We start from the raw sequence: 25,539 nt of genomic DNA on the forward strand, positions 1-25,539 counted from the left end.
TCTACCATTTCAATGTTTAAATCCTATTCTATTTCCTCCGTATTGTTATTTCCCTCTATTCCGATGTATTTTGGTTATGGAGAAAAACTCGGGATAATGATGCCTTTAGAAGGTTAGTCATCAAATGAAAATTTATGTCATTAGTCTCAAGCGTTCACCAGCCAGACGCCAACGAGTCATCGAGCAAATGGCTAGTCACGGTGTTGATTTTGAATTTTTTGATGCGGTAGATGGTCAGTTTGAGCACCCACTTTTTGCTGATTATAATTATAAAAAATGTTTATGGTTGACCAGTGGCAAAATGCCGACGCGTGGTGAAATGGGTTGTTATGCCAGTCACTATTTACTCTGGATGCATAGTGTTGCCATCAATCAATCCATTGTGGTGTTAGAGGATGATGCTATTTTGCTCCCATCCTTTAAGAAGACAATTAATATGATTGCTGATGATGTAAATAAATTTGGATTTATTAGGCTGGAGCCTGTCATTCGGGGGAAAACACAGCTGGTATCCGTGCGAGAAAATTACAAAATATTGATGATGGAAGATAATTTTGGGGGAATGAGGGGCTATGCAATCTCACCAAAATCCGCTGCTAAATTAATCAAACACAGGTGGTCATTGCCTGTAGATTGTTTTGTTGGGTTAGCCTATCTACATAATATGACCTCTTATGCTATTGAGCCTAGCATTGTTGCTCATGATGAGGTTGTGCCTACAACAGTCCAACTTGGATTTTCTAAAACAGCCTGGTACAGGAAACCAAGCCGAGAGCTGTATACACTCTATAAAAAGATAATGATTAAGCTTGCCTATCTTAGAAAGACAGGAAAAGATGGATTATGATCACCATCTGTAAAAACAAAAAGATTGTAAGCTATATGTTGCATGCTTATTATCTCTTGCCAATGTTGATATTATCATGCTTGGCATTTAATACTGAGGATGGGAAACATTATATCTCTCGTCTTGTAGTGGCTATGTTTATAATTTCTCTATTTACTGCTAGAAAGATATTATGGTCAAATTTAAATAACCCTGAAATAAAGAGGATAATGTTTTTTTGGATCCTAATTGCAGTTGTTTTTGCTGGTTACCATATTTTTCGTGGAGAGGTATTTAGTGCCCCTCGTGCTATTTTAGTATCACTGCTTTACCTGCTTGTTGTGCCTTGGCATAGGATACAAAAGCAGATGGTATTGTTGGTGATATTATTTGGTGGTTGTGTTGCTGGTGCTGTGGGGCTCTATGAGTATGCGGTGTTGGATATCAGAAGGGTTGGTGGTGTCATTAATCAAATTCCATTTGCATTATACGTTGCCATTACATTGTTAATCGCCATCTATACTGTTCTGAATAATCAAAACAGAAATGTAAATTTATTGGTATGGTTGTCTATTATTGGCTCAGTCTTTGCAATCGTCATGAGCGAGGTGCGGGGGGTTTGGCTAGCACTTATTTTTACTGCGATTATATTGGTGTGTTACCAATTGAAAAAATGGACTGTGCGCCGTATGGCCTCAATGGCGGTCGTTGCATTAGCCATGTTAGTGTTGCTATCTTTAATTCCCGCGATTGAACAAAGAGTTGATGAAACCAGGCAAGAAATCACACAAATATCGGCGGGTAATAAAGATACATCTATCGGTATCAGGCTTCAGTTATGGCACTCAGCGATAGAAATAATCAAAGCTCACCCCTTGATGGGAGTGGGTACCAAAGGCTACCAAAATATAATGGAGCAGCAATATCAACAAGGTGTGATAACCAGTGCAGTTCTCTCATTTAAAAATGCACACTATCATAATCAATATCTTGATAGCTATGTGCGCTATGGTGTGCCTGGCTTATTAATAGTTTTCGTTATTTTTATGTCACCTTATTTACTGTATGGGTTGCAATGTACCCCACAGGGTTTTTTGTGTATTTCAATTAGTAGTGTGTGCCTTATTGCAGGATTAACAGATGTACCATTAATACATACAGGAATAATTTATGTAATAATATTATACTCAGCGGTAATATATCTAACATCATGTGATTATAAAAAAACACAACTATGATAAAATATTTTATTCTGGTTTGAATGTTATTTTCATTTACAATATATTGAGGTTCATGTGTCGTTTTTTTTGAACAAAATCCGCCTATGGCTTAGGAATAAAATTTATTGTCAGCCTGGAAATGAAATAAATATTTCTGGGCGAGTACGGGTGAGAAGATGCAAAATATCCCTAAAGGGACATGGCTGTTCGCTGACACTCCATCCTGATGTAAATCTAAGGGGGGTTAACATAGAGATTGATGGTATTAATTGCCATATAAATATTGGTGCCAATACGGTTGTTGGCGAGAATACATACCTTTCTTGTCGTGAAAGAGATATTAGTTTGACGATAGGTGATTACTGTATGTTTTCAAGGAATGTGAAGGTAATGACGTCGGATGGGCATGATATTATTAGAAGTGGAGAAAGGATGAATTATGCAAAAAATATAACAATTGGTAATAAAGTATGGTTGGCCGATGGCGTTGTTGTCCTAAAGGGGGGGGATATTGGGGATGGTTGTGTTATTGGAATAAATTCTGTTGTCACTAATAAGGTTCAGGGAAATACTGTCGCGGTAGGCTGCCCCGCACGAGAGGTATCCAAGAACGTTAGTTGGCGAAAAGAATTAACATACTGATATAATTGTTTTTTTAAAATTCATATCCAATAACATGAGTCAATAATAATAATGTATCAACGCCGCCTTCAACAATTATTACCCATACTTTGGCCTCAACTTATCTGGTTGACATTAATCCTTATGGTGGCGCGAGTCGTAATGTATAACTCCTTCGTCGAGCCCGATCTGGTGGCCGACAAGGGGGACGATCTGCTGAGGATGTGGGTCACCGGGTTGCGCTATGATCTGCGTATCGCGGGGATGGCGGTCGCGCCTTTCCTGTTGTTCGGGTTGGGACTTGCCGGTTGGAGCAAGGGCTGGGGATATCTGTGGCGCAGTTTGCCGCTGTGGTTTGGGTGGGTGGCATTTATTGTGGCTAGCGTTGCAATCGGCAATTATTTCTATTACCAGACCTATCACAACCATATCGATGTGTTCGCCTTTGGTCTGGTTGACGATGATACCTGCGCCGTGTTGGCCAATATGTGGCAGGACTATCCGGTTATTAAAGGGGGTATCGCCGCTACCCTGTTGGCACTTCCTCCTGTCTGGTTCAGTTATCGTGTCCGATCCATGACGCTGCGGCCTTGGCCGAGTGCCCTGTTCTGGGTGGTGTTGGTTCTTTCGGTCATCCTGATCGCCGTTGCCGCACGGGGTAGCGTGGGGACTTTCCCTCTTCGTCGTGCCAATGCTCAGGTTTCTGACCTGACGGTGCTCAATAAATTGACGCCCAATGGCTTGATGGCGATTGATTGGGCCATCAAGGATTATCAGGCTGATATTCAGTTTGAGATAGTCGATGCCGCCGAAAAAATAAGACTGCTTAAGGCCGCTGGGCTTGATTCATTAGCAGGACGGACCCCGATCAATACATGGCTTGCTGACCACAAACCCCATGTGGTGATGAGTCTGATGGAGAGTTTTGGCAGCAATATGCTGGCACTGGATGAGCCGGGTAAAAACGATCTGCTGGGCAGTTTGCGCGAGCCGTTCCGGCAGGATTTCGTATTCAAGCGTTTCGTGTCGGAGGGGAATGGCACCGCTCCGTCTCTGGCTGCGCTGTTTTTCCATAGCCCCATGGAGAACCTTAGCCACTCTTCGGCACAGTCCAAGGCGCTGACCGGTACGCCATTCTCTATTTATAAACAGGCGGGTTATCGCGTTATCTTCATCTCGCCAGGTAATATGATGTGGCGCAATCTGGCCAATTATTTGCCGGTGCAGGGGGTTGATGCGTTATATGACCAGAATGCCCTGCTGGAGATGTATCCGGAGTCGGCCAAGGAAATGACGGATTGGGGTGTGCCTGATGAATATGCCTATCACCTGGCTGAGAAGTTGCTCAAAGAGGCGAAACAGCCGCTCTTCATCAGTATTTTGACCGTGACTAATCACCCCCCTTATGTGGTGCCGTCCCATTATGTGCCGCAGCCGGTGGCCGTGACCGACGGGGTGCGACGTCACGCCGAAGATGGCCAGATTGATCAGCTGAATATCTTACGCACCTACCAATATGCGGCGGATGCCTTCGGGCGTTTCGTGGCTGATATCAAAGAATCTGCGCTCGGCTCCCACACGCTGATCGCTGCCAGCGGCGATCACCAGATGCGCAGGGTTAAGGCTTACTATCCCGCCGAGCAGATGCTCGATCGGGCGGTGCCTTTCTATCTCTATGTGCCGAAAGCCATTCTGGATCGGGTACCCTGGCGTTTTGAGTCGGCGCGCCCAGGCTCCCACAAGGACATCTTCCCGACGCTCTACGCCTTCAGCCTCTCGGACGTACCCTACCAGGCGCTTGGTGGACGTAATTTGTTGGCGCCACAGGACGATCCGACGCGGGCGTTTGGTTACAACGAGACGGTCTGGATTGATGCTAATGGTGCCTACCCCCTGACTGGCAATCCGGTCAGGTATCTTTGGGTCCCAGGAGAGAGTTGGTATCTGGGTGAGGCCGTACAGCCGATCGATGAGGTGCAGCGGCAGCGGATGCAGGCTTATCCGGCATTGCTGCGTTGGCAGCTTAATGCCAGAGTCGCGGGCGTGATCGCCGATGATGAGATCGAGTGAATGTTACCCCTTCACCCATAGAGAGGCACACATGTTCAAGGCTGACTGGCTGTTGCCCTTGCCCGCCGGGCTGGATCAACACCAGGCCATGTGCAACGGCACCGCTGGTCTCACAGCCGTGTCCCTGCTGGCGGCCCTTGGTTATTAGGTGGCTGCCCTGACCGGTCGCCACAAAGAGCAGGGGGGCCATACTGACCGCCTTGGGAGCGAGTCACATAGTGCCGCGCAGCGAATTGCTGGAGCTGGCCAAGCTGCTGGCCCAGATGAACTATGGCGGTCTGCGGTCTGCGGTCTGCGGTCTAGCGGGCGGCTTCGATCTGCCCACCAGTGTAATGCCTTTCATCCTGCGCAACGTGCAACTGCAGGGTGCATTCGGTGATGTGCCCGCTGGCGCGTCGTCAACTGGCGTAGCGGCGACTGGCGCGGGATTTGCCCGCCAGCCCAGGCGGTGACTGAGATCGGACTGGAGCAGGTGGTGGATGCTGCGAGGCCATCACGCAGGTGAAAATTGCGGGGCGCACGCTGGGGGGGGGGGGCCTTAAATGGAGCCAATTGCGAGCCCCATTATTCTGGATAGACTTTGTAGGCCGGTGCACTATCCAAGGAGAATGAGCATGGGTACGCAGACGCCTGATTTCGATCTCGATGATGACTGGGAGCCGGAATCCTGGGAAGACGAGCTGGAGGAGCTGGATGACGAGAGCTGGCAGGACTATGACCCTCTCGACGATCAGTGATTCCCTGTAACACCTGAGGGCGGGCCTGGTGCCCGCCCGATTTTTTGTGTGGCGAGGGGGGCAGCCCTTGGTGAGAACGGGGCGGGCTGGTTAGAATGAACTGCTCAAATGACGCTGTACGAGGCAGGCAGCGGCTCAACAACGATTCCAACGACGCCAAGGATGAATATGCGCTCACTCGTCATCATGTTTTGTGCCGCCCTGCTCGGGGGCTGTGTTTCCAACTCCGACGACCCTTGCGAGAAGGTGTGGAGCGACGTGGGAGAGGCGGACGGCAAGCTCGGTTTTGCTGGCGATCGGGTGGCATTTCACCAGACCCAGTGCGGGGAAAAAGTGGACGTTGCCCTTTGGGAGCTGGGTCGCCAGAAGGGGCTGGCCTGGTATTGCCGACCCGAGCATCTCTATCTGGCAGGACGGTCGGGAGAGGAGTATCGCGGCGTCTGTCCCAACGACGTGCAGGCCCGTCGCCTGTTTGAACAGGGTCGCCATGGCTGGACTGATCAATAAATCAGCCTTCCTCTCTCTTCTGAAATCTTGCGTGAATCTCTTCGTGAGAAGAGGGACCTACCCTTCCTTATGTTTCAGCCGCAGCGGCTGGCACAGGTAATCCTTGTCATTGGCGCTGCGGGCACACTTGCCACACACGAATTTGGGTTTGCGCACAATCTTGCGCAGCGTCTTGAGATCGGCGGGGATCTCGTGACGGCGCCACTCACACAGCGTCTTGTGACCCATGACGTCCTCGACAGTGAATGCAACGGGTGAGAGGGGCAGGACCCCTCCCGGTGTGGTTACTGGTACAGGTATTTGGTGAAGATGAGCTCGCGGACCGCCTTCTTGCCCGTCTCCTTGACCAGCAGTTCGTTGACCTTGGCCTCACACTCCTTGCGCAGCTCTTCCCGGTTCACCAGGGACTTGATCTGTGCGCCCGTCTTGCTGCCAATCAGCCGGATGATGGCGTCGCGGATCAGGGGGTCGTGCTGCTCCAGCAACTTGAGGTCGGCAGCGTCCGTGGCCATCAGCTCTACCGTCACCCGTACATAGCCGAGGGTTTTGCCGTCGCCAAGGTAGTTGGTGATGATGTCCGGATCCAGAGCGTGATAGGCGAATCCCGGCTGGACGGCGGAGGAGGCGGGATCGGTGGTCTCTTCCTCATTGGCGAAGGCCTGTGTATTCAAGAGGGTACACCCCAGGGACAGCAGCAGAATTCTGAAGATCTTCATCTGGATGGCTCGGCAGCGACGGATGCCCCATTTTTGATGCTGCCATCGGGGCCGTCAAGCACGGATGTTCTTACAATTCGCCATTGATTTACGGATAATAAACCGGTTTTTAACCTGACAACGGAAATCTCCGGATGGTGAAGCTGTGAAGTCCGAGTTGACTGTTCCCCTCGTCCAGCTCGTCCCGTGGCGGGCGCCTGCAGAGTGCGAACCGCCCGAGGCGCTGCGTCCCTGGTTGCTGGAGGCCGATTCCATGACCCGGCGCCTGCGTCGTTACAATCATCACCTCTCGGTGCAACTGCTCGGCAATCGCGCCGTGTCGCTGACGGTGGACGAGCAGGCGCTGGTGGCGGTGTCGGCCCCCGTGGGCATGTGCCGCGAGGTGATCCTGCACGGTGATGGCGGGCCTGCCATCCTGGGTTGGACCCTGTTTGCCGAAGCGGCCTTGCAGGGGGGCGGTTTGCAGGATCTGGGAGAGCAGCCGCTGGGAGAGCGCATTTTCGGTGATGCACCGGCGCGGCGGGATCACCTGCAACTGGCCTGTTTCGAGATAGCGAGCAATCCCTGGTGTCCGGCCGCCACCGTCTGGGGGCGTCGTTCCCGCCTGTTTCTGGGGCAATGGCCACTGCTGGTCCATGAACTTTTCCTGCCCTCGCTATCGTCTCATTCGTTGCCATCGGATAAGGAGCTGGAGTGAAGCTGTTAACCAAGGAGCGGGGACTGGCCTATGCGCAGTTGGCCCGCATCGACAAGCCCATCGGTACCCTGCTGCTGCTGTGGCCGACCCTGTGGGCGCTCTGTCTGGCGGCTGGTGGCCTGCCTGACCCCTGGATCCTGACCGTGTTCGTGGTGGGCGTCTTCCTGATGCGCTCCGCCGGCTGTGTCATCAATGACTATGCGGATCGCAACTTCGACGGTCATGTCAAACGCACCGCCGGGCGACCGCTGCCCATGGGGCGGGTCGCCGAGCGGGAAGTGCTGGTGCTGTTCGCCGTGCTGGCGCTTCTCTCGTTCGCCCTGGTGCTGACGTTGAACCCGCTCACCATCAGCCTGTCCTTTGCCGGCCTGCTGCTGGCAGTCTGCTACCCCTTCATGAAGCGCTTCATCCCCATCCCTCAACTGGTGCTCGGCATGGCCTTCTCCTGGTCCATTCCCATGGCCTACGCGGCTCAGGCCAATGCCCTGCCGCCGGAAGCCTGGCTGTTGTTTCTTGCCAACCTGCTGTGGACCATCGCCTATGACACCGAGTACGCCATGGTGGACAGGGATGACGACCTCAAGCTCGGCCTGAAATCGAGCGCCATCCTGTTCGGCCGTCACGACAAGCGGATCATCGGCGCGCTGCAACTGGCGACCCTGCTGATCCTGCTGGGGGTCGGGCAGCTGATGGGGTTGGGGTCAGGTTATTACTGGGGACTGCTGGGGGCGGCGGCGCTGTTCGTCTACCAGCAGCGACTGATCCGGGAGCGGCAGCGGGAAGCCTGCTTCCAGGCCTTCCTCAACAACAACTACGTGGGGGCGCTGGTGCTGCTCGGGGTGATGGTTCACTACCTCTAACCCGCCCCCCTTCCTTGATGAAAAAAAGGCCGCATGATGCGGCCTTTTTGTTGGGTGTCGACGCCTCAGAGCCGGTTGCCCGCCTGGATGGTGCGGCGGATCTTGTTGCTGAGCAGCGGCACTATGTTGTCGGCCAATGCCTGGAAGCGGCCGAGATCCGGTTTGCAGCCCGGATCCAGATAGCCTTCGCTGCGCAGGGTGTGGATCAGGGTGCTGAACAGCTTCTGGTCGAAGAACTCGGGGGCGTTGATGCCGTGCAGGGTGCCGAGGCGTTCCGCCATCATCAGACCGTCCGCTTCCAGCTGCTCCGCCTCGATGTGGGGCTGGGCCAGCATGCGGGTCAGCACGATGGCGTAGCGTTGCAGCGTCTCCTGGATGCTTTCGGCCAAGAGCAGCAGGCGCATCTGGTTGCCGGGGTTGACCCAGTAGCCGCCGTCGCGTGCCTCGACCAGTTGCTGGCGTAACAGCTCGGCCAGCAGGGCATCGATCAGTTCAGGCAGCTCGTCCTCTTCATAGCGCAGGAAGAGTTCGGTCTTGAGCAGGGGGTAGATGTCGACACAGCGGGCGACGATCTCGCTGCGGGAGATCCCCTCGCACCGCTCGATCAGGGCCGCCACCAGGGAGGGCATGGCGAACAGGTGCAGTATGTTGTTGCGGTAGTAGGTGAGCAGGATCGCCTGATAGCGGTCCAGGCTGATGATCTGGCCCAGCTTGTCCTCGCTCACCTCGAACTTGTTGAGCTCCATCGCCTGCTCCAGCAGGGTCCTGGCGTCCTCGTCCGGCATGGTGCTGTGCGGGCTGTAGGGCACCTGCTTGAGCAGGTCCAGATAGGTGTTGAGCTGGGCCTGGAGTTCGTCCCGGGTCAGGGCGTGGCGCTCGGCGGCCAGCAGGGCCAGGGCACTCAGGGTCAGGCCGTTGACGGCGGCGGCATCGTTGATGCGGGTCATCAGCAGCTCGGCCAGCTGGTTGACGGTGGGGGACATCCACTCGGGACGTTCCTCCCGGCCGATGCTCTCCTTCCAGGTGGGTACATGTTCGCCGAGGTAGCTGTTGAGGGTCAGCGGTTCGCCGAAATTGACGAAGCCACGGCCATAGTTGCGCAGCTTGCGCAGGATGCCGAGCACCTGCAGGAAGCTCTCCTTCTCCTTGCGGCTCCCCTTGAGTTCGTTGTGGTAGGTGTTCACCTCCATCACGTGCTCGTAGCCGAGGTAGACGGGGACCAGGGTCACCGGCCTGTCCAGCCCGCGCATCATGGCCTGCAGGGTCATGGCCAGCATGCCGGTCTTGGGGGGCAGCAGGCGACCGGTACGCGAACGCCCGCCCTCGGTGAAGAACTCCACCGAGTAGCCCTTGGCAAACAGCAGGTTGAGGTACTCCCGGAATACCGTGCTGTAGAGCGGATTGCCCTTGAAGGTGCGGCGGATAAAGAAGGCTCCGCCGTGGCGGAAGATGGGGCCTGCTGGCCAGAAGTTGAGGTTGATGCCCGCCGCGATGTGGGGCGGCACCATGCCCTGGTGGTAGATGACGTAGGAGAGCAGCAGGTAATCCATGTGGCTGCGATGGCAGGGGACGTAGACGATCTCGTGCCCTTCCTGGGCCAGCTGACGCACCTGCTCTGCTCCGTTGACCGAGAGGCCGCGATAGAGCTTGTTCCACAGCCAGCCGAGGAAACTCTCCCCGAGGCGGATCAACCGATAGGAGAAATTGGAGGCGATCTCGTCCATGTAGCCGTGGGCACGCTTTTGCGCCTTCTCCAGGCTGATCCCTTCCCGTCTGGCCTCCTCCTCGATGGCCTGCTGGATCACGCTCGAATCCAGCAGTTGCTTGAACAGCAGGTTGCGGTTCGGCAGCTTGGGCCCGGTGGCTGCCAGCTGCTGGCGGCTGAAGTGGGTACGGGCCACCCGCGCCAGCTTGTGGGCGATGGCCTCGTCGGTGCCGTGCTTGTCCGCCATGTAGCGCAGGGAGAGGGGCGGGGAGAAGCGCACCAGGTTCTCGCGCCCTTTCAGGATCACGATCAGCGCCTTCTTCAGGCGGTTTGGCGCCAGGCTGCTGATGATGTTCCAGCCGGAGGCCTCCTCGCCTTCCCGGCCCGGGGCGCGGCCCCAGAACAGGGTGACGGGTACTACCTGGATGTCCAGCGCCGGATCCTGCTTGTGCAGGTCCAGCAGCTGGTGGAACTCCTGCAGGAAGGGGAGTGGCTTGTTGCGCGTGCCGAACAGGGGAGGCGGACGATCCAGACAGACGTAGCGTGGCAGCAGTTGACCGTTCAGCTCCAGCGGCGTGAAGGGGCCGGGCAGGCCGAGATCCTCGCAGCACTGTTGCAGGGTCATCAGGTCGGTGATCGAGCTGGTCTTCAGGGCATAGACGATGGGTCTGGCCGGATCCAGCTTGAGCTCGGTGATGGGGTTTTCCGGCAGGCTCTTGTGATTGACCAAGCCGCTGACCGGCCATTGCAGGATGGCTCTGGAAATCTTCTGTCCAAGGGACATGTGCGTCTGCTCTCCAAAAAAATGCGGCGTGAGCATAGCAAATCACCGACTGCTTGTCGCCGAGAGGTACGATGAGTCGGCACTTCAGGGCGGGGGGAGGGACAAATGTGCGTCGGGTCGCGACAAATGCCAGTTGCGCCTTGCCTTGGCCCCAGCACTGTATATACTGCCAGTGTGCTGTATAAAAAGACAGGTGCCCATGCTATGAAACCCCTTACCCCTCGCCAGGCTGAAGTACTCGAGCTCATCAAGGCGAACATGAACGAGACCGGCATGCCGCCGACTCGCGCCGAGATTGCCCAGAAGCTTGGCTTCAAGTCGGCCAACGCGGCCGAAGAACATCTGAAGGCCCTGGCCAAAAAAGGGGTCATCGAGATCATGCCGGGCACGTCCCGTGGCATTCGTCTGCTGCTCGAAGAAGAGGACGTACAGCCTGAAGAAAACGGCCTGCCGCTGATCGGCAAGGTGGCGGCCGGTGAACCCATCCTGGCCCAGGAACACATCGAGAGCCACTACCAGGTGGATCCCGCGCTGTTCCACCCGCGGGCAGATTTCCTGCTGCGGGTGCAGGGCATGAGCATGAAGAACATCGGCATCATGGACGGGGACCTGCTGGCGGTACACAAGACCCAGGAGGTACGTAACGGCCAGGTCGTGGTAGCACGTCTGGACGAGGACGTCACCGTCAAGCGCTTCCAGCGCAAGGGCAGCCAGGTGTGGCTGCTGCCGGAAAATGAAGAACTCTCCCCCATTGAGGTGGATCTCGCCAGTCAGCACCTCACCATAGAGGGCCTGGCGGTCGGCGTGATCCGCAACGCCGACTGGATGTAAGTATCCGATGCGATGAAGAGGCCTCCTGCGGGAGGCCTCTTCATTTTCATCTGCCGATGGCATCTCCCTCCCCACCTTTTCGCTTCTCCTTCCTGTGCGCACAGTCTCGCCGCACGACATGCATTTCGGATATATCCTTTGATAAGGCCCCTGTCATGGTCGGTGATCAGGGAAGGGGGAGTCGCACCGGGCAGTACGCCATGGCAGGGATGCATGATCGCCGAGTCGGTGCGCAGAAGGGAGAGTCGCCTCAGACTGGGGACTCGTACAGTCAGTACGCTGCCGTGGTTGGTTCGTCGTTGGGGACAAAGAGACCCGTCAGCGTGACCTGTTGAGCAAGGAGGACAGGTATGGCTTCAAGCTCGCCGTGGGATCCGGTGCCGGCCGCAGCGCCCGCATCTTCCATCACCCGATTCATCAAGGGCAGTCGGATGACATGGTTCTATGCGCTCTGGGTCTATCACAAGGGAGATGGTTGGACCATCTGGCTTGGGTGCCCCAAAGACAAGATTGTCCGCCTGGTTCGTCTGTTTCGCCGTCATCACGACATCGGATTGCCGGATGAGCCCTGGACTGCCCCCGTCATCCCGCTGCGCGTCCCCCTGAGACGTGCCCAGCCGCAGCACAGGCTGCGGCCCTGATCCCTCTTCCTGTACAGACAAGAGCCCCGCCAGAGCGGGGCTCTTGTTTTGGCGCCGATGCGGCTGATCCATGGCACAGACGCTTTCCCGCCGGGATGCAAGACTAGCCAGCGGCGGGGGTGGGCGGGTTACAATGACCCCTACCGGTTTTGCCCCCTGGGCTTCTAACATAAGCAAGGCTTTGTTTTATATGGTTAAACCACGTTTTTACCTGCTGCTGTTGCTGTTCATCGGCGCCATTGCTGCGACTTATTACTGGAGTCAGCCCGCGGTGCCGGAACAGGCCGATTACTACCCGGCGGGGCGAGACATCAACCCGTTTACCCTCACGGATGCGGATGCACAGCCCTTTACCCCTGCCAACCTGACGGGACACTGGAGCTTTCTGTTCATCGGCTACACCTACTGCCCGGATGTCTGTCCGACCACGCTGGCGGATCTGCGCAGCGTCTATCCGGCGTTGAAGAAGATAGCCCCCACTAGCCAGGTGGTATTCATCTCGGCGGATCCCCAGCGGGATGACAGCGCCCGCCTGAAGAGCTATACCGCCTTCTTCGAGCCCGAGTTCAAGGCGGCGACCGCACCTCACAGTGCCCTCTTTCCTCTGGTCCGCAATCTGGGGCTGGTCTATTCCATCGTGGAAGGGGATCGCAAGGACTACCTGATCGACCACTCCGCCTCCATCGTGCTGATCAACCCCGAGGGGAAGCTGGTGGCCACCTTCCGACCCAAAGTGGCACCGGGTGAGGTGCCCCACGTGGACATGCAGGCCATGGTGGCCGACTTCGCGCGCATCGTGCGGCTGGCTGGCGAGTGATCCCGGCGCGCACCATGCTGATTCCCGCCTGGCTGAAGGATCCTCGCCGCCACAGAGCCGTCTTCGCCCTGGCCCTGCCCATGGTGTTCTCCAACGTCACCACACCCTTGCTGGGGTTGGTGGACACCTGGGTGATCGGTCATCTTGGCCAGGCCTGGTTTCTCGGCGGCGTGTCGGTCGGTGCGACCTTCATCAATCTGCTGTTCTGGCTGCTTGGCTTCCTGCGCATGTCCACCACAGGGCTGACTGCCCAGGCTCAGGGTGCAGCCCATGCCGAAGGGCAGCTCGACACCCTGGCGCGGGCCCTGGGCTTGGCGATCGGACTGGGCATGGCGCTGTTGCTCCTGTTGCTGCCGTTCCTGCCTGCCATCATCGCCCTCGGTGGCGGCTCTTCCGAGGTACAGACCTATGCCGGTCAGTATGTATCGGTGCGGATCTGGAGCGCCCCGGCGGCCTTGTGCAATCTGGTCATCATGGGGTGGTTGCTGGGCATGCAGGATGCACGCAGTCCCATGCTGCTGCTGATCCTGGGCAATCTCGTCAACATGGTGCTGGACGCCTGGTTCGTGCTGGGATTGGGCTGGCAGGTGAAAGGGGTGGCCGCAGCATCCCTGCTGGCGGATTACAGCACGCTCGGGGTGGGGTTCTGGCTGGTGAGCCGGCATCTGCGCCGACTTGATCCCGGGGTGTGGCACAACGCCTGGCAGCGCTGGCGCCAGTGGCCGGCCCTGCTGCGGCTGCTCGCCCTGAACCGGGATATTTTCATCCGCTCCCTGTGCCTGCAACTCTGCTTCGTGTTCATGACTCTCCAGGGGGCCAGGCTGGGGGATGTGGCGGTGGCCGCCAATGCGGTGCTGCTCAATTTCCTGATGCTGATTTCCTACGGGCTGGATGGATTTGCCTATGCGGTGGAAGCCATGGTAGGGCGCGCCATCGGGCGGCGCGATCGGCCGCTGCTGCGAGAGGCCATCGTCCTCAATCTGGGCTGGGCGCTGCTGATCGCCCTGGCATTCACCCTCTCGTTTGCCCTGGGGGGCCACTGGCTCATCCGCCACATTACCGACATACCGGCGGTGATCGCCGAGGCGCAACGTCAGCTCCCCTGGCTGGTGGCCATGCCGCTGCTGGCGGTCTGGTGCTTCCTGCTGGACGGGGTCTTTATCGGCGCCACCCGGGCCCGGGAGATGCGCAACAGCATGCTGGTGGCGGTGTTTGCCGGCTTCTTTCCCATCTGGTGGCTCTGCCAGGGATGGGGTGTGGCGGCCCTGTGGGCCGCCATGAGTGCCCTGATGGCAGGTCGTGGCTTGACGCTGGGCTGGCTCTGCTGGCGACTGGAGCGGGGTGGACGGCTGCTGGCGGGGCAGGGGACGGCGCAGTCAGTCTGAATCCTGGCCGCCTTGCCAATATCGTCAGCGGTCAGAGCGAGCCTGAATAGTCGAACTGTCGCCAGCTCTCGTAGACGAACACCGCGACGGCGTTGGCCAGATTCATGCTGCGGCTCTGGGGCAGCATGGGAATGCGCAGCCGCTGCTCGAATGGCAGGCTCTCGATGATCTCCATGGGCAGGCCTCGGCTCTCGGGCCCGAACAGCAGGGCGTCACCGGGGGCAAACCGGGCCGCCGAGTGGGCGGTGCGTCCCTTGGTGGTGCAGGCAAAGACCCGTTGGGGGGCGACGGCCGCCAGAAACGCCTCATAGTCAGGCCAGCGCTTGACGTCGGCAAACTCGTGATAGTCGAGCCCGGCCCGCTTGACCCGTTTGTCATCCCACTCGAACCCCAGGGGCTCTATCAGGTGCAACCGGTAGCCGGTATTGGCGCAGAGGCGAATGATGTTGCCGGTGTTGGGGGGGATTTCCGGTTGGTAGAGCACGATATCGAGCATGGAAGGATCCTGGGCTGGTGCGAAACGGGCGCCAGCATACCCAGCACCCGTGCCGATGAAAAGGGGGAGGTCAGGGCATGGGCAGACGGATGGTGATGACCAGTCCGGTCGGCTGATTGCTGCTGGCCCGGATGGTCCCCCCATGACGCTGGATCGCCTCGGCGGCGATGGCAAGGCCGAGACCCGTGCCCCCGGTCTTGGCGTTGCGGGCATCGTCCACCCGAAAGAAGGGCAGGAACAACCGGGGCTGCTGCTCCACCGGCACGCCAGGGCCGTCATCCCGTATGGTCATCACCCATTCCCGTCCCTCCCGGTACCAGTCCACCTTGATGAACTCGCGGGCATACTTGAGGGCGTTGCGCAGGGGATTTTCCAGGGCGCGCGCCAGCAGCTCCGGCCACATGGTGAGGGATTCGGCGGGCAGGGAAGGGAGCCTGAGCTGTTTGCCGTTCTGATTTGCCTCGAACATGGCATCGTCCAGGATGGGCTCCAGCAGCTCCGCCAGGGGCAGCGTCACCGGCGCCTCCACATGTTGCTGCACCCGCGACAGATCCAGCAGATCCCCTATCAGCTTGTCGAGCCGGGCTATCTCCCCTTCGATGCGCGCCAGCTCGGCGCTGTCCCCCTGCTTGCGGCGGATCAGCGCCTGTGCGAGCTGGATGCGGGTCAGGGGGCTGCGCAGCTCGTGGGAGATGTCGGAGAGCAGCTGCTTCTGCTTCTGGATCATGTCCTTGAGGGTATCGACCATGCGACTGACATGTTCGGCCAGCTGGCCTATCTCGTCGCGCCGACCCAGGTTGGGGATCTGTATTTCCAGGTTGCCCTGGGCGAGTTGGGAGACCGACTGCTGCAACTGCAGTATGGGGCGGGTCAGGCGCCAGGCGAGCAACAGACAGAGCGGGGTGCTGACCAGCATGGCGATGCCCAGGATCTGGATGGGGTGATCCAGGATCTGGATGAAGAGGAACAGGTAGGAGTTTTCGACGTTCAGACCGAAATAGACGTGATAGGTCTGGCCGTGATGGACCATCTGGAAGGGGCCGGCGATGGCGCGCTGGTGTTCGCTGCCCAGCATGGGCTTGGCCGGGTTGTCCGAGTCGAGCATGAAACGGATCACGAACTTGCTCAGCCGGGTGCTGGACTGCATCTGCCCCTTGGCATCGCGTAGATAGATGTTGTCCACCGGCAAGAGGCCCGCGGCATCGATGGCCTTGGCCAGATCGAAATCCTGCTCGGGATCCGCGCCCCGTTGCAGCGCCGCCAGGTTGTTGTTGAGACGGGTGACCTCGTGGGCCGGCAGCGGGATGATATTGCGGGGGTCCAGGGTGGGGAGGATCACCACCGCGGCCACGACCAGCAGCAGGATGAACCAGAACCAGAGGAAGATCTGGGTGGACAGGCCGTTGAAGGTGCGGGCCGATTTCATGCCTGCTCCAGCCACAGGTAGCCTCGTCCCCGCACCGTCTTGAAGCGGGGCTGGCCGTCGGCCCGCTCCGGCAGCTTCTTGCGCAGGTTGCTCAGGTGCATGTCGATGGCCCGATCGAAGGGTTCGAGCTTCTTGCCCAGCACCTGCTCGGAGAGCAGGCCCTTGCTGACGATCTGGCCCGGATTGCGCAGCAGGCACTCCAGCAGGCCGAACTCGGTGGCGGTGAGTTCCAGCAACTGATCGTCGCAGCGAGCCTGTTGCAGGCCGGGCTGCAGCACCAGATCCATGAATCTCAGCTCGTCCGGGGCTCCGCGCTGGGGAGCCTGGCTCTGGGTTCGACGCAGGATGGCGCGCACCCGGGCCAGCAGCTCCCTGTCGTCGAACGGCTTGGCGAGATAGTCGTCGGCACCGGCCTCCAGCCCGTTGACCCGATCCTGGCTGTCGCCACGGGCGGTCAGCATCAACACCGGGGTGTCGTGGGTCTTGCGCAGCCGGGTCAGCATCGCGAAACCGTTGAGTCTGGGCATCATGACGTCCAGCAGCACCAGGTCGAAAGCCTGTTCTGCCAGTCGCAGCAATCCCTCTTCCCCATCCTCGGCGACGGTGACCTCAAACCCCTCCAGGGTCAGGATTTCGGTGAGCAGCTGGGTCAGTTCGAGATCGTCGTCGACCAGGAGTATTTTGTTCATCTGGGAGTCACTCTGTTGATTTTGCACGCCAAACTGACGTCCGGGTCAGGGTATAATAAGTTTTTACGCGTCGGAGGAAAGCCGGTTTTGAGCCACCAACACTATTCCCGCTGGGTCACCCTGGCCAGCATGGCCGCTGTGACCACCGCCACCCTGCTCATCCTGGGCAAACTGATCGCCTGGCTGATGACGGATTCATCCAGCCTGCTGGCATCCCTGACCGATTCCTTCATGGACATCAGCGCCTCTCTCATCAATCTGCTGGCCATCCGTTATGCGCTGGCCCCTGCCGACGAAGAGCATCGCTTCGGCCACGGCAAGGCGGAGTCCCTGGCGGGTCTGGTGCAGTCGGCCTTCATCTCGGGGTCCGCCTTGCTGCTGGTGATGCACGGCATCTCGTCGATGCTGAATCAGGTGCCCGTGGTGCGCCTGGAGGCCGGGATCTGGGTCAGCGTCGGCTCCATCGTGCTGACCCTGCTGCTGGTGAGCTTCCAGGGCTTTGTCATCCGCAAGACCAACAGTGTGGCCATCAAGGCCGACATGCTGCACTACCGTTCCGACCTGCTGCTCAATGGCGGCGTGCTGGTGGCACTGGTGCTGGCGGGGCAGGGGTGGTACTGGGCCGACGGCCTGTTTGCCATTCTGATCGGTCTATTCCTGGTGTGGGGGGCTGTCCATATCGGCTACGAATCGGTGCAGGCCCTGCTCGATCGTCAGTTGCCAGAGGAGGAACAAGCGAGAATAATGGCCCTCTGCTGCGCCGTAGAGGGGGTGCATGGCGTACATGACCTGCGTACCCGCCAATCCGGGCCGACCCGTTTCGTGCAGTTGCATCTGGAACTCGATGATCAACTGCCTCTGGTCAGGGCCCATCAGATAGCCGACGAGGCTGAACTGGCCGTCCGCCAGGCCTTCGAGCGGATGGATGTGATCATTCACATGGACCCCATCTCGGTGCTGACAAAAGAACGACAAAGCACTCACCCTGAACAACAGTAGGCTGCAACATGGATGATCTGGTTGCCAGAACCTGGCAAAAAATTCAGCAGGAAGCGCAGAGCATGGCGGCCCAGGAGCCCATGCTGGCCAGCTTCTTTCATTCCACCATTCTCAATCACCGGGATTTGCGCTCGGCGCTGAGCTTCCAGCTCGCCAACAAGCTCGACAGCACCACCATGCCTGCCATCGCCTTGCGGGAAGTGATCGAGCTGGCCCTGCGCAGCGAGCCCGAGCTGCTGGCCGCAGTGGCCGCCGACATCTGCGCGGTGCAGGATCGCGACCCGGCGGTCGACCTCTTCTCCACCCCGCTGCTCTACCTCAAGGGATTCCATGCTCTTCAGGGGTATCGGGTGGCCAACTGGCTGTGGCGTCAGGGGCGCCGTGCCCTGGCGCTCTATCTGCAAAACCAGATCTCCGTGGTGTTCGGCGTGGATGTACACCCGGCCGCCCGCATCGGCAAGGGCATCATGTTTGACCATGCCACCGGTATCGTGGTCGGGGAAACCGCCGTCATCGAGAACGACGTCTCCATCCTTCAGAGTGTGACTCTGGGGGGGACCGGCAAGGAGAGTGGTGATCGTCACCCCAAAATTCGGGAAGGGGTGATGATAGGGGCGGGGGCCAAGGTGCTCGGCAACATCGAGGTGGGCGTCGGCGCCAAGATCGGTGCCGGCAGCGTGGTGATCAACCCGGTGCCGCCTCACACCACGGTCGCTGGCGTGCCCGCCAGGATTGTGGGCCGCCCCGAGTGCGACAAACCTTCCCTGGACATGGATCAGTGCCTCTGATCCCCTGACCGAGGCCGTTGTATGGTCAAGCGCTGGTCAGGCTTTCTGATCCTGGGGATGTGGCTGCTCAACCTGCTGCACCTTTATCTGGACTTCTCCCCCTGGCCCGCCGCCATCGCGGCCTGGGCCGCCTCCCTGCTCACCTGGCCCTGGCTGGTGGGTGCCGCACGGCGCCAGGCGCTGGCCCTCTACGGCGCGGCGCTCCTGCTGCTGCTCTTTTCCTGGTGGCGAGGGGCCAGCCTCAGCCCAGGTGACTGGCTTTTGCCGAACATCAACATGCTGACCATGTTTGCCGCAGTGAGCACTCTCAATCTGGCTACCTCCGGCCTCTTGACTGGCACCGCCTCCTGGTCCGGTCGCAAGGGGCTGTGGAGCACCATGGCCAGCCTTAACCTGCTGGGGGCCGTCATCAATCTTTCGGTGCTCTTCATCATCGGCGATCGGCTGGAGCGCAACGGGACGCTGGAGCGGCGTCAGGTCATGGTGCTGAGCCGGATCTTCTGTGCGGCTGCGTTTTGGTCCCCCTTCTTCGTCGCCATGGCGGTGGCCCTCACCTATGCACCGGGTCTGCAACTGGGCAGCATACTGCCTTTTGGCATACTGGCGGCCTTGCTGGCCATGGGGCTGACGGCCTGGCAGGTAGAGCGGCTTGGCGTGGAGACCTTTGAAGGTTATCCGCTGCGGCTCCAGACCCTGGGGCTACCGGTGACCCTGGCACTGCTGGTGCTGGTGATCCACCGTTTCTGGCCCGGACTCAGCATTCTGGCGGTGATCGCCCTGGTGGCGCCCTTGCTGGCCTTGCTGTTCATGCCGCAAGCGGGGCGAGGGGCTGCTCTCAAGCGCCAGGTGGTGGAGCGCTTCCCGGCCATCGGTGGCCAGCTGGTGCTGTTTCTGGGGGCCGGCCTGCTGGCGGCTGGCATCAACAGCGCGCTGTCAGTACTGGACTTTGGCAGTGGCCACGGCCTGCCGCTGTTCAACCACTTCGACTGGCTGGAAGCCTGCCTGACCCTGCTGCTGATCTTCCTGGTGGCCATAGTGGGTGTGCATCCTCTCATCAGCATCTCGGGGGTGGCGCCGCTGCTCTGGCCGCTGGCACCGGATCCCAGCCTGCTTGGCATGTGCTTCCTCATGGGGTGGGGGCTGGCGACCGGGACGAGCCCGCTCTCCGGCTCCAATCTGGCGCTGGCGTCCCGCTACAACCTGAGCGCCGGGCTGCTGCTGCGCTGGAACCTGCTCTACGGCCTGTTGATGTACGCCGTGGCCTGTCTGATGATGGGGGGCTTCATCGCCTTGCATGGCTGATGGTGGCATCGGCAGGAGGGCGGGTTATGCCACGGCGGACGCCCGGGATCGAGGTTCCTGCTGCCTGCGAGAAAAACCGACGCATATTTAAGCAATACCGGGCCGCAGGGCGCATTTTGCAACGTGCTGGCTTGTTTGTGCCGAGCGCATCAGGGTATGCTGGCTCCACGCGCTTGAATCGCCCTCTGTGGGGCATCGCAATTGAACATACAGGTATGCATATGTCACTAGAAGTCCTTGAGCAACTCGAATCCAAAGTACAATCCGCCGTCGACAACATCTCCTTGCTGAAGATGGAGCTGGACGAGCTGAAAGAGCAGAACAGCAAGCTGCAAGACGAAAACCACCAACTGCGCAACGAGCACGTTGCCTGGCAAGAGCGCCTGCGTGCCCTGCTGGGCAAGATGGACCAGATGGGCGATGCCATCTGAACCCGTCTAGACTGACCGGAATGAAAGCGGGCCGCTCCTTGAGCGGCCCGCTTGTTTTGGTCTGCCGGGCAATCAGAGTGCCAGTAGCTGTTTGACGGTCTTCTCGATGCCGTCCGCCGCCTCCACAATATTGTTGGCCAGCATGTAGGCAGGGGTGGAGATGACCTTGCGCTCCTGATCCACCACGAATTCGCTCACCGGGCAGTCGAGATGACTGCCACCCATGGCTTCAATGGCGTTGGCGGCGCCCTCGTCGTTGCCAATGGTGGCCAGGGTGCCTGCCCCATAGATGAGCGGGATCATGGCCGGTGCGATGCAGATGTAGGCGGCCGGTTTGCCGGCTCTGGCAAAGCTCTGGCAGGCCTTCAGCACATCCGGCTGGATGCGGCACTCTGCGCCCTGGATGGCGAAGTCACACAGGTTCTTGGCGGCGCCGAAGCCGCCCGGCACCAGCAGGGCGTCGAAGTCGGCTGCATCCAGTTCAGCCGCATCTCTGATCTGGCCGCGGCAGATGCGGGCCGCCTCGACCAGCACGTTGCGGCTCTCTCCCTCGCTGACCTCGCCGGTCAGGTGATTGATGACATGAAGCTGAGGGACATTGGGGGCGAAGCATTGAACGGATGCTCCCTGACGGGCCAGCGCCAGCAGGCTGATGACGGCCTCGTGGATTTCGGCGCCGTCAAACACGCCACAACCACTCAAGATCACGGCCACTTTTTTCATGACAGACTCCTCGTTGTTGAAAATGTGAGCCAGGGTAGATTGTTGTACTTTTGTATGGTTATCGTTCGACCTCCGCTGGTCAAGTCATCTCCCTGTGCTAGGATTGTTTCGTTTTGGATCCTGCCTCAGTACCCCCCTTGAATTTTTTTCCACATTGATCGAGATCATGATGCGTGCGTCATGTTGAGTTTTCATGATCTCAACGCAATGTTTTAAAAGATATTTTTTGTTTTAATCCACAGCTTTGTCACGGCCGTGATGCAATGGTGCCATTTTTGAGCACAGAGTTATCCACAGCAATATGCCCCACCGGTGCGCCGGGGTGATGGTGGGAGTCCCCTTGGTGTGGTGCGGGCCCTGTGGCATCCTAGCGGCTGTTTATTCTTGGCAGGACGATTTTCATGGCCTCTAGCAACCCTCTTATTCTGGTCGACGGCTCTTCATATCTTTACCGCGCCTTCTTTGCCTCGCAGCAGGCCGATCTGCGCACCTCGACCGGCTTGCCTAGCGGCGCCGTCCGTGTCATGGCCAACATGATGCGCAGCCTTCGCAAGCAGTACCCTGACTGCCACGTGGCCGTGGTGTTCGACGCCAAGGGCAAGACCTTCCGTGACGACATCTATCCCGAATACAAGGCAACACGCGCCAGCATGCCGGACGATCTGCGCAGCCAGGTCGCCCCTATTCACCAGATGATCAAGGCAATGGGTTTCCCCTTCCTGATGGTCGAAGGGGTGGAGGCTGACGACGTGATCGGCACCCTGGCCCGTCAGGCGACCGAGAAACAGCTGCCTGTGCTCATCAGCACCGGCGACAAGGACATGGCGCAGCTGGTCTCCGACCATGTCACCCTGATCGACACCATGAAGGATGTGAAGACCGATCGGGAAGGGGTGATCGAGAAGTTCGGCGTACCGCCCGAGCTCATCATCGATTACCTGGCGCTGATGGGGGACAAGGTGGACAACATTCCCGGCATGACAGGTGTCGGCGAGAAGACCGCACTGGCCCTGCTGCAGGGGATCGGCAGCATCGACGAGATCGCCGCCAACCTCGACAAGGTGGCGGCGCTCGGCTTCCGTGGCTCCAAGGTGTTTGCCGACAAGTTCCGCGAGCAGGAAGAGCAGGTGCGCCTTTCCTATGTGCTTGCCACCATCAAGACCGACGTGGTGCTGGAGCAGAGTCTGGAAGAGCTGCAGCTTGGCCCCATCGATAAAGAGGCTCTACTGGCGGTCTATCGCGAGTATGAGCTGCGCAACCTGATCAAAGAGTTGGAGTCCGGCGGCGCTGAGGAGAGTGACGCCGAGGGTGATGATGAAGGTGCCGCCCCGGCAGTCACCATCAAAACCGACTATCGCTGCATCCTGGATGAGGCCGAATTCGATGAGTGGCTGGCACGGTTGCAGGCGGCGCCGCTGTTTGCCTTCGACACCGAGACCACCAGTCTCGACTATATGGAAGCGCGCGTCGTGGGCGTCTCCTTTGCCATCGAGCCGGGCAAGGCGGCCTACGTGCCCTTCGGCCACGACTATCTGGGGGCGCCGGTACAGCTGACCGAGGCCGTGGTGCTGGGCAAGCTCAAACCGCTGCTGGAAGATCCGACCCGTCTCAAGGTGGGGCAGAACCTCAAGTACGATCGCAACGTGCTGCTCAATCATGGTATCGAGCTGCAGGGCATCGCCTACGACACCATGCTCGAATCCTATGTGCTCAACTCCACCGCCAGCCGCCACGACATGGATTCCCTGGCTCGCAGATATCTGAATGCCGAAACCATCTCGTTCGAAGAGATCGCCGGCAAGGGGGTCAAGCAGCTCACCTTCAATCAGATCGAGCTGGAGCAGGCGGCCCCTTATGCGGCGGAAGATGCCGACATCACCCTGCGTCTGCATCAGACGCTGTGGGGCAAGCTCTCTGCCGAGCCGGGCCTTGCCAAGGTGTTCAGCGAGATCGAACTGCCGCTGCTGCCGGTGCTGGCACGGATGGAGCGACTCGGTACCACCATCGAGCCCAAGTTGCTGCACCAGCAGAGCCAGGAGATCGAAGTGCGTCTGGCAGAGCTGGAGAAACAGGCTCACGAGCTGGCCGGGCAGGAGTTCAACCTCTCCTCGCCCAAGCAGCTTGGGGAAATCCTCTTCACCAAGCTGGGGCTGCCGATCATCAAAAAGACCCCCAAGGGAGCGCCATCCACTGCGGAAGAGGTGCTTGCCGAGCTGGCGGAGACCTATGATCTGCCGCGTCTGCTGATGGAGCACCGTGGGCTGGCCAAGCTCAAGTCCACCTACACCGACAAGCTGCCGCTGATGATCAAGCCGCAGACCGGGCGGGTGCACACCTCCTATCACCAGGCGGTGGCGGCGACCGGTCGACTGTCGTCCACCGACCCCAACCTGCAGAACATTCCGGTGCGCAACGAACAGGGGCGCCGCATTCGGCAGGCCTTCATTCCGTGCGCCGGTTACAAGCTGGTGGCGGCGGATTACTCCCAGATCGAGCTGCGCATCATGGCCCACCTCTCCGGTGACAAGGGGCTGCTGACCGCCTTTGCCGAGGGCAAGGACATCCACAAGGCGACCGCCGCCGAGGTATTCGGCGTCGCGCTCGATGCGGTGACCAGCGACATGCGTCGCAGCGCCAAGGCGATCAACTTTGGTCTCATCTATGGCATGAGTGCCTTCGGTCTGGCCAAGCAGCTGGGGATCGGTCGCGCCGAAGCGCAGAAGTACATGGATCTCTACTTCGAGCGCTACCCGGGTGTGCTGGAGTACATGGAGCGTACCCGCCAGCAGGCGGACGCCCAGGGCTATGTGGAGACTCTGTTTGGCCGTCGCCTCTATCTGCCGGATATCAAGTCTCGCAACGCGGGCCTGCGCAAGGCGGCCGAACGGGCCGCCATCAACGCCCCCATGCAGGGTACGGCTGCCGACATCATCAAGCGGGCCATGATCAACGTGGATGGCTGGATCCGGGGCATTGAAGACCAGTCGATCCGCATGTTGATGCAGGTGCACGATGAACTGGTGTTCGAGATCCGCGAAGAGAAGCTGGAAGAGTACATCGCCCTCATCAAAGAGAAGATGTCGGGTGCGGCCGAACTGGATGTGCCGCTGGTCGTGGAAGCGGGTACTGGTGACAACTGGGATCAGGCCCACTGATCCTGACCACAGTGATTGGCTAGCTATAGTAAGCAGAGAAGCCCGGCATCATGCCGGGCTTCCTGTTTGTGGCTGCAGGGTCAGGCCTCTTGCAGGTATTCATCCTTGAGCAGCACATAATTGTCGGCCGAGGTCTTCAGGAAGGCGATCTCGGCCGGCTTGAGAGGGCGGGCCTGCTTGACGGGATTGCCCATATAAAGAAAGCCGGCCTCGAGCCGCTTGCCTGGTGGCACCAGGCTGCCCGCCCCGATCATCACATCGTCTTCAACGATCACCCCATCCAGCAGGATAGCACCCATGCCGACCAGTACCCGGTCGCCTATGGTGCAGCCATGCAGCATCGCCTTGTGTCCGACCGTGACATCTTCGCCGATAAGCAGCGGATAGCCGCCAGGGTTGCTGGCACTCTTGCGGGTCAGGTGCAGCACTGTACCGTCCTGAATGTTGCTGCGCGCACCGATGTGGATATGGTTGACGTCCCCTCTGGCGGCCACCATGGGCCAGATGCTCGCATCGTCGCCCAGCTGGATATCCCCCACCAGGGTGGCGCAGGGATCCACATATACCCGATTGCCCAGTTGCGGGCATTTTCCCTTGTAAGGTCTTAGTCGCAAGTCCATCTTGGCCTCCTTGTTTTCGGCCATTCTAGCAAGACGACACCGGTTTCTGTGGATAAGTTTGTATAAAAGCTGTGCTTGGATATGAATAACTAAAAAAGTGCCGATTTTTGCAATTTTATTGCATGGGAGGGGTTGCCAGAACGAATTCGCTCCCTATAATGCGCCTCCATCGACAGGGCAAGCGGCAACGCAAACAAGCCGGTCGGTAGCCTCGAAAAGCCTTTGAAAATAAGGCTTGACTCGAGAAGGCGGTTGAGTAGAATGCCACTCCCGCAGCAGCCAAAAGCTGCGTCGCTCTTTAACAATTTGAATCAAGCAATCTGTGTGGGCACTCACAGCATCGAGCATCAAAAACAATTTTTGATATCAATGTCTGATGAAGTGACCAAAGCAACGAAAGTTGCAGCAGTTAATTCAGCAATTCATTGAGCCGCTTTTCGAAGCAACCAAACTTAAATTGAAGAGTTTGATCATGGCTCAGATTGAACGCTGG

25 protein-coding genes and 1 pseudogene are annotated in these 25,539 nt (G+C 58.6%); 18 read left to right on the plus strand and 8 right to left on the minus strand.

Annotation, left to right across the window (positions count from 1 at the left end; translation table 11 throughout):
* Window positions 1-124 precede the first annotated feature (124 nt).
* The 7 genes and pseudogenes from AB5Y70_RS19235 (at window position 125) to AB5Y70_RS19265 (ending at window position 5,981) form a co-directional block, all read left to right on the plus strand.
* Window positions 125-847, plus strand: coding sequence for a glycosyltransferase family 25 protein (locus AB5Y70_RS19235; protein WP_064339113.1), 723 nt, complete (start codon window positions 125-127; stop codon window positions 845-847).
* A complete protein-coding gene (locus AB5Y70_RS19240) occupies window positions 844-2,064 on the plus strand; it encodes an O-antigen ligase (RefSeq protein ID WP_064339114.1) in 1,221 nt (406 codons plus the stop codon). Before AB5Y70_RS19235 ends, AB5Y70_RS19240 begins: the two co-directional genes overlap by 4 nt.
* A 69-nt stretch (window positions 2,065-2,133) precedes the next feature.
* A complete protein-coding gene (locus AB5Y70_RS19245) occupies window positions 2,134-2,688 on the plus strand; it encodes an acyltransferase (RefSeq protein ID WP_180343592.1) in 555 nt (184 codons plus the stop codon).
* Window positions 2,689-2,829: 141 nt separating this feature from the next.
* The gene (locus tag AB5Y70_RS19250; protein ID WP_223924700.1) at window positions 2,830-4,737 is read left to right on the plus strand and encodes an LTA synthase family protein; all 1,908 of its coding nucleotides are present in this window, start codon (window positions 2,830-2,832) and stop codon (window positions 4,735-4,737) included.
* A gap of 37 nt (window positions 4,738-4,774) precedes the next feature.
* Window positions 4,775-5,262, plus strand: a pseudogene (locus tag AB5Y70_RS19255) (oxidoreductase); the annotation flags it as partial.
* A gap of 89 nt (window positions 5,263-5,351) precedes the next feature.
* A complete protein-coding gene (locus AB5Y70_RS19260; RefSeq protein WP_010672437.1) occupies window positions 5,352-5,474 on the plus strand; it encodes a hypothetical protein in 123 nt (40 codons plus the stop codon).
* A gap of 168 nt (window positions 5,475-5,642) precedes the next feature.
* A complete protein-coding gene (locus tag AB5Y70_RS19265) occupies window positions 5,643-5,981 on the plus strand; it encodes a DUF2799 domain-containing protein (RefSeq protein WP_010672438.1) in 339 nt (112 codons plus the stop codon).
* Between the two features lie 57 nt (window positions 5,982-6,038).
* Here AB5Y70_RS19265 and AB5Y70_RS19270 read toward each other — a convergent pair whose 3' ends face one another.
* Both AB5Y70_RS19270 and AB5Y70_RS19275 read right to left on the minus strand, forming a co-directional pair.
* Window positions 6,039-6,209: a hypothetical protein gene (locus AB5Y70_RS19270; protein WP_010672439.1), complete on the minus strand. Its 171-nt coding sequence runs from the start codon at window positions 6,207-6,209 to the stop codon at window positions 6,039-6,041.
* Between the two features lie 56 nt (window positions 6,210-6,265).
* Window positions 6,266-6,697, minus strand: coding sequence for a flagellar basal body-associated FliL family protein (locus AB5Y70_RS19275; protein ID WP_049636424.1), 432 nt, complete (start codon window positions 6,695-6,697; stop codon window positions 6,266-6,268).
* Window positions 6,698-6,842: 145 nt separating this feature from the next.
* Here AB5Y70_RS19275 and AB5Y70_RS19280 point away from each other — a divergent pair, with 145 nt between their 5' ends.
* On the plus strand, window positions 6,843-7,394 hold the full coding sequence (locus AB5Y70_RS19280) for a chorismate lyase (RefSeq protein WP_029313450.1): 552 nt from the start codon (window positions 6,843-6,845) through the stop codon (window positions 7,392-7,394).
* A complete protein-coding gene (gene ubiA, locus AB5Y70_RS19285) occupies window positions 7,391-8,254 on the plus strand; it encodes a 4-hydroxybenzoate octaprenyltransferase (protein WP_010672442.1) in 864 nt (287 codons plus the stop codon). Before AB5Y70_RS19280 ends, ubiA begins: the two co-directional genes overlap by 4 nt.
* A gap of 65 nt (window positions 8,255-8,319) precedes the next feature.
* Here the strand turns inward: ubiA and plsB are convergent, their stop codons facing one another.
* A complete protein-coding gene (gene plsB, locus AB5Y70_RS19290) occupies window positions 8,320-10,743 on the minus strand; it encodes a glycerol-3-phosphate 1-O-acyltransferase PlsB (RefSeq protein WP_049636979.1) in 2,424 nt (807 codons plus the stop codon).
* A gap of 204 nt (window positions 10,744-10,947) precedes the next feature.
* Here plsB and lexA point away from each other — a divergent pair, with 204 nt between their 5' ends.
* The 4 genes from lexA to dinF all read left to right on the plus strand — a co-directional run bounded on the left by lexA (window position 10,948) and on the right by dinF (window position 14,417).
* Window positions 10,948-11,574 carry a transcriptional repressor LexA gene (gene lexA / locus AB5Y70_RS19295; RefSeq protein ID WP_010672444.1) on the plus strand — a complete coding sequence of 209 codons (627 nt, stop codon included), beginning with the start codon at window positions 10,948-10,950 and terminating at the stop codon, window positions 11,572-11,574.
* Between the two features lie 350 nt (window positions 11,575-11,924).
* On the plus strand, window positions 11,925-12,215 hold the full coding sequence (locus tag AB5Y70_RS19300; protein WP_010672445.1) for a hypothetical protein: 291 nt from the start codon (window positions 11,925-11,927) through the stop codon (window positions 12,213-12,215).
* Window positions 12,216-12,405: 190 nt separating this feature from the next.
* A complete protein-coding gene (locus AB5Y70_RS19305; RefSeq protein WP_043155663.1) occupies window positions 12,406-13,032 on the plus strand; it encodes an SCO family protein in 627 nt (208 codons plus the stop codon).
* Between the two features lie 14 nt (window positions 13,033-13,046).
* The gene (dinF, locus tag AB5Y70_RS19310; protein ID WP_049636981.1) at window positions 13,047-14,417 is read left to right on the plus strand and encodes an MATE family efflux transporter DinF; all 1,371 of its coding nucleotides are present in this window, start codon (window positions 13,047-13,049) and stop codon (window positions 14,415-14,417) included.
* Between the two features lie 31 nt (window positions 14,418-14,448).
* On the opposite strand, the gene trmL is transcribed toward dinF, so the two are convergent.
* The 3 genes from trmL to AB5Y70_RS19325 all read right to left on the minus strand — a co-directional run bounded on the left by trmL (window position 14,449) and on the right by AB5Y70_RS19325 (window position 17,028).
* Window positions 14,449-14,913 (minus strand): tRNA (uridine(34)/cytosine(34)/5-carboxymethylaminomethyluridine(34)-2'-O)-methyltransferase TrmL, encoded by a 465-nt coding sequence (trmL, locus tag AB5Y70_RS19315; protein WP_039041146.1) that lies wholly within the window; start codon window positions 14,911-14,913, stop codon window positions 14,449-14,451.
* A 70-nt stretch (window positions 14,914-14,983) separates the two neighbouring features.
* The gene (locus AB5Y70_RS19320) at window positions 14,984-16,339 is read right to left on the minus strand and encodes an ATP-binding protein (protein ID WP_103244036.1); all 1,356 of its coding nucleotides are present in this window, start codon (window positions 16,337-16,339) and stop codon (window positions 14,984-14,986) included.
* The gene (locus AB5Y70_RS19325) at window positions 16,336-17,028 is read right to left on the minus strand and encodes a response regulator (protein WP_043155668.1); all 693 of its coding nucleotides are present in this window, start codon (window positions 17,026-17,028) and stop codon (window positions 16,336-16,338) included. Before AB5Y70_RS19325 ends, AB5Y70_RS19320 begins: the two co-directional genes overlap by 4 nt.
* A gap of 87 nt (window positions 17,029-17,115) precedes the next feature.
* Here AB5Y70_RS19325 and AB5Y70_RS19330 point away from each other — a divergent pair, with 87 nt between their 5' ends.
* From AB5Y70_RS19330 to AB5Y70_RS19345, 4 genes are all read left to right on the plus strand, one after another.
* A complete protein-coding gene (locus AB5Y70_RS19330; protein WP_043155671.1) occupies window positions 17,116-18,027 on the plus strand; it encodes a cation diffusion facilitator family transporter in 912 nt (303 codons plus the stop codon).
* Window positions 18,028-18,035: 8 nt separating this feature from the next.
* Window positions 18,036-18,815: a serine O-acetyltransferase gene (gene cysE / locus AB5Y70_RS19335; protein WP_010672452.1), complete on the plus strand. Its 780-nt coding sequence runs from the start codon at window positions 18,036-18,038 to the stop codon at window positions 18,813-18,815.
* Between the two features lie 21 nt (window positions 18,816-18,836).
* On the plus strand, window positions 18,837-20,117 hold the full coding sequence (locus tag AB5Y70_RS19340) for a hypothetical protein (RefSeq protein WP_102948996.1): 1,281 nt from the start codon (window positions 18,837-18,839) through the stop codon (window positions 20,115-20,117).
* Window positions 20,118-20,338: 221 nt separating this feature from the next.
* The gene (locus AB5Y70_RS19345) at window positions 20,339-20,548 is read left to right on the plus strand and encodes a cell division protein ZapB (RefSeq protein WP_010672454.1); all 210 of its coding nucleotides are present in this window, start codon (window positions 20,339-20,341) and stop codon (window positions 20,546-20,548) included.
* A 72-nt stretch (window positions 20,549-20,620) separates the two neighbouring features.
* Here the strand turns inward: AB5Y70_RS19345 and elbB are convergent, their stop codons facing one another.
* Window positions 20,621-21,271, minus strand: coding sequence for an isoprenoid biosynthesis glyoxalase ElbB (gene elbB, locus AB5Y70_RS19350; RefSeq protein ID WP_043155674.1), 651 nt, complete (start codon window positions 21,269-21,271; stop codon window positions 20,621-20,623).
* A 401-nt stretch (window positions 21,272-21,672) separates the two neighbouring features.
* Here elbB and polA point away from each other — a divergent pair, with 401 nt between their 5' ends.
* Window positions 21,673-24,426 carry a DNA polymerase I gene (polA, locus tag AB5Y70_RS19355; protein WP_049636980.1) on the plus strand — a complete coding sequence of 918 codons (2,754 nt, stop codon included), beginning with the start codon at window positions 21,673-21,675 and terminating at the stop codon, window positions 24,424-24,426.
* Window positions 24,427-24,506: 80 nt separating this feature from the next.
* On the opposite strand, the gene AB5Y70_RS19360 is transcribed toward polA, so the two are convergent.
* Window positions 24,507-25,046: a gamma carbonic anhydrase family protein gene (locus AB5Y70_RS19360; protein ID WP_049636982.1), complete on the minus strand. Its 540-nt coding sequence runs from the start codon at window positions 25,044-25,046 to the stop codon at window positions 24,507-24,509.
* Window positions 25,047-25,539 lie beyond the last annotated feature (493 nt).

Source organism: Aeromonas sp. s1(2024) (genome assembly GCF_040908005.1).
GTDB classification, from domain to species: Bacteria; Pseudomonadota; Gammaproteobacteria; order Enterobacterales; family Aeromonadaceae; genus Aeromonas; species Aeromonas caviae.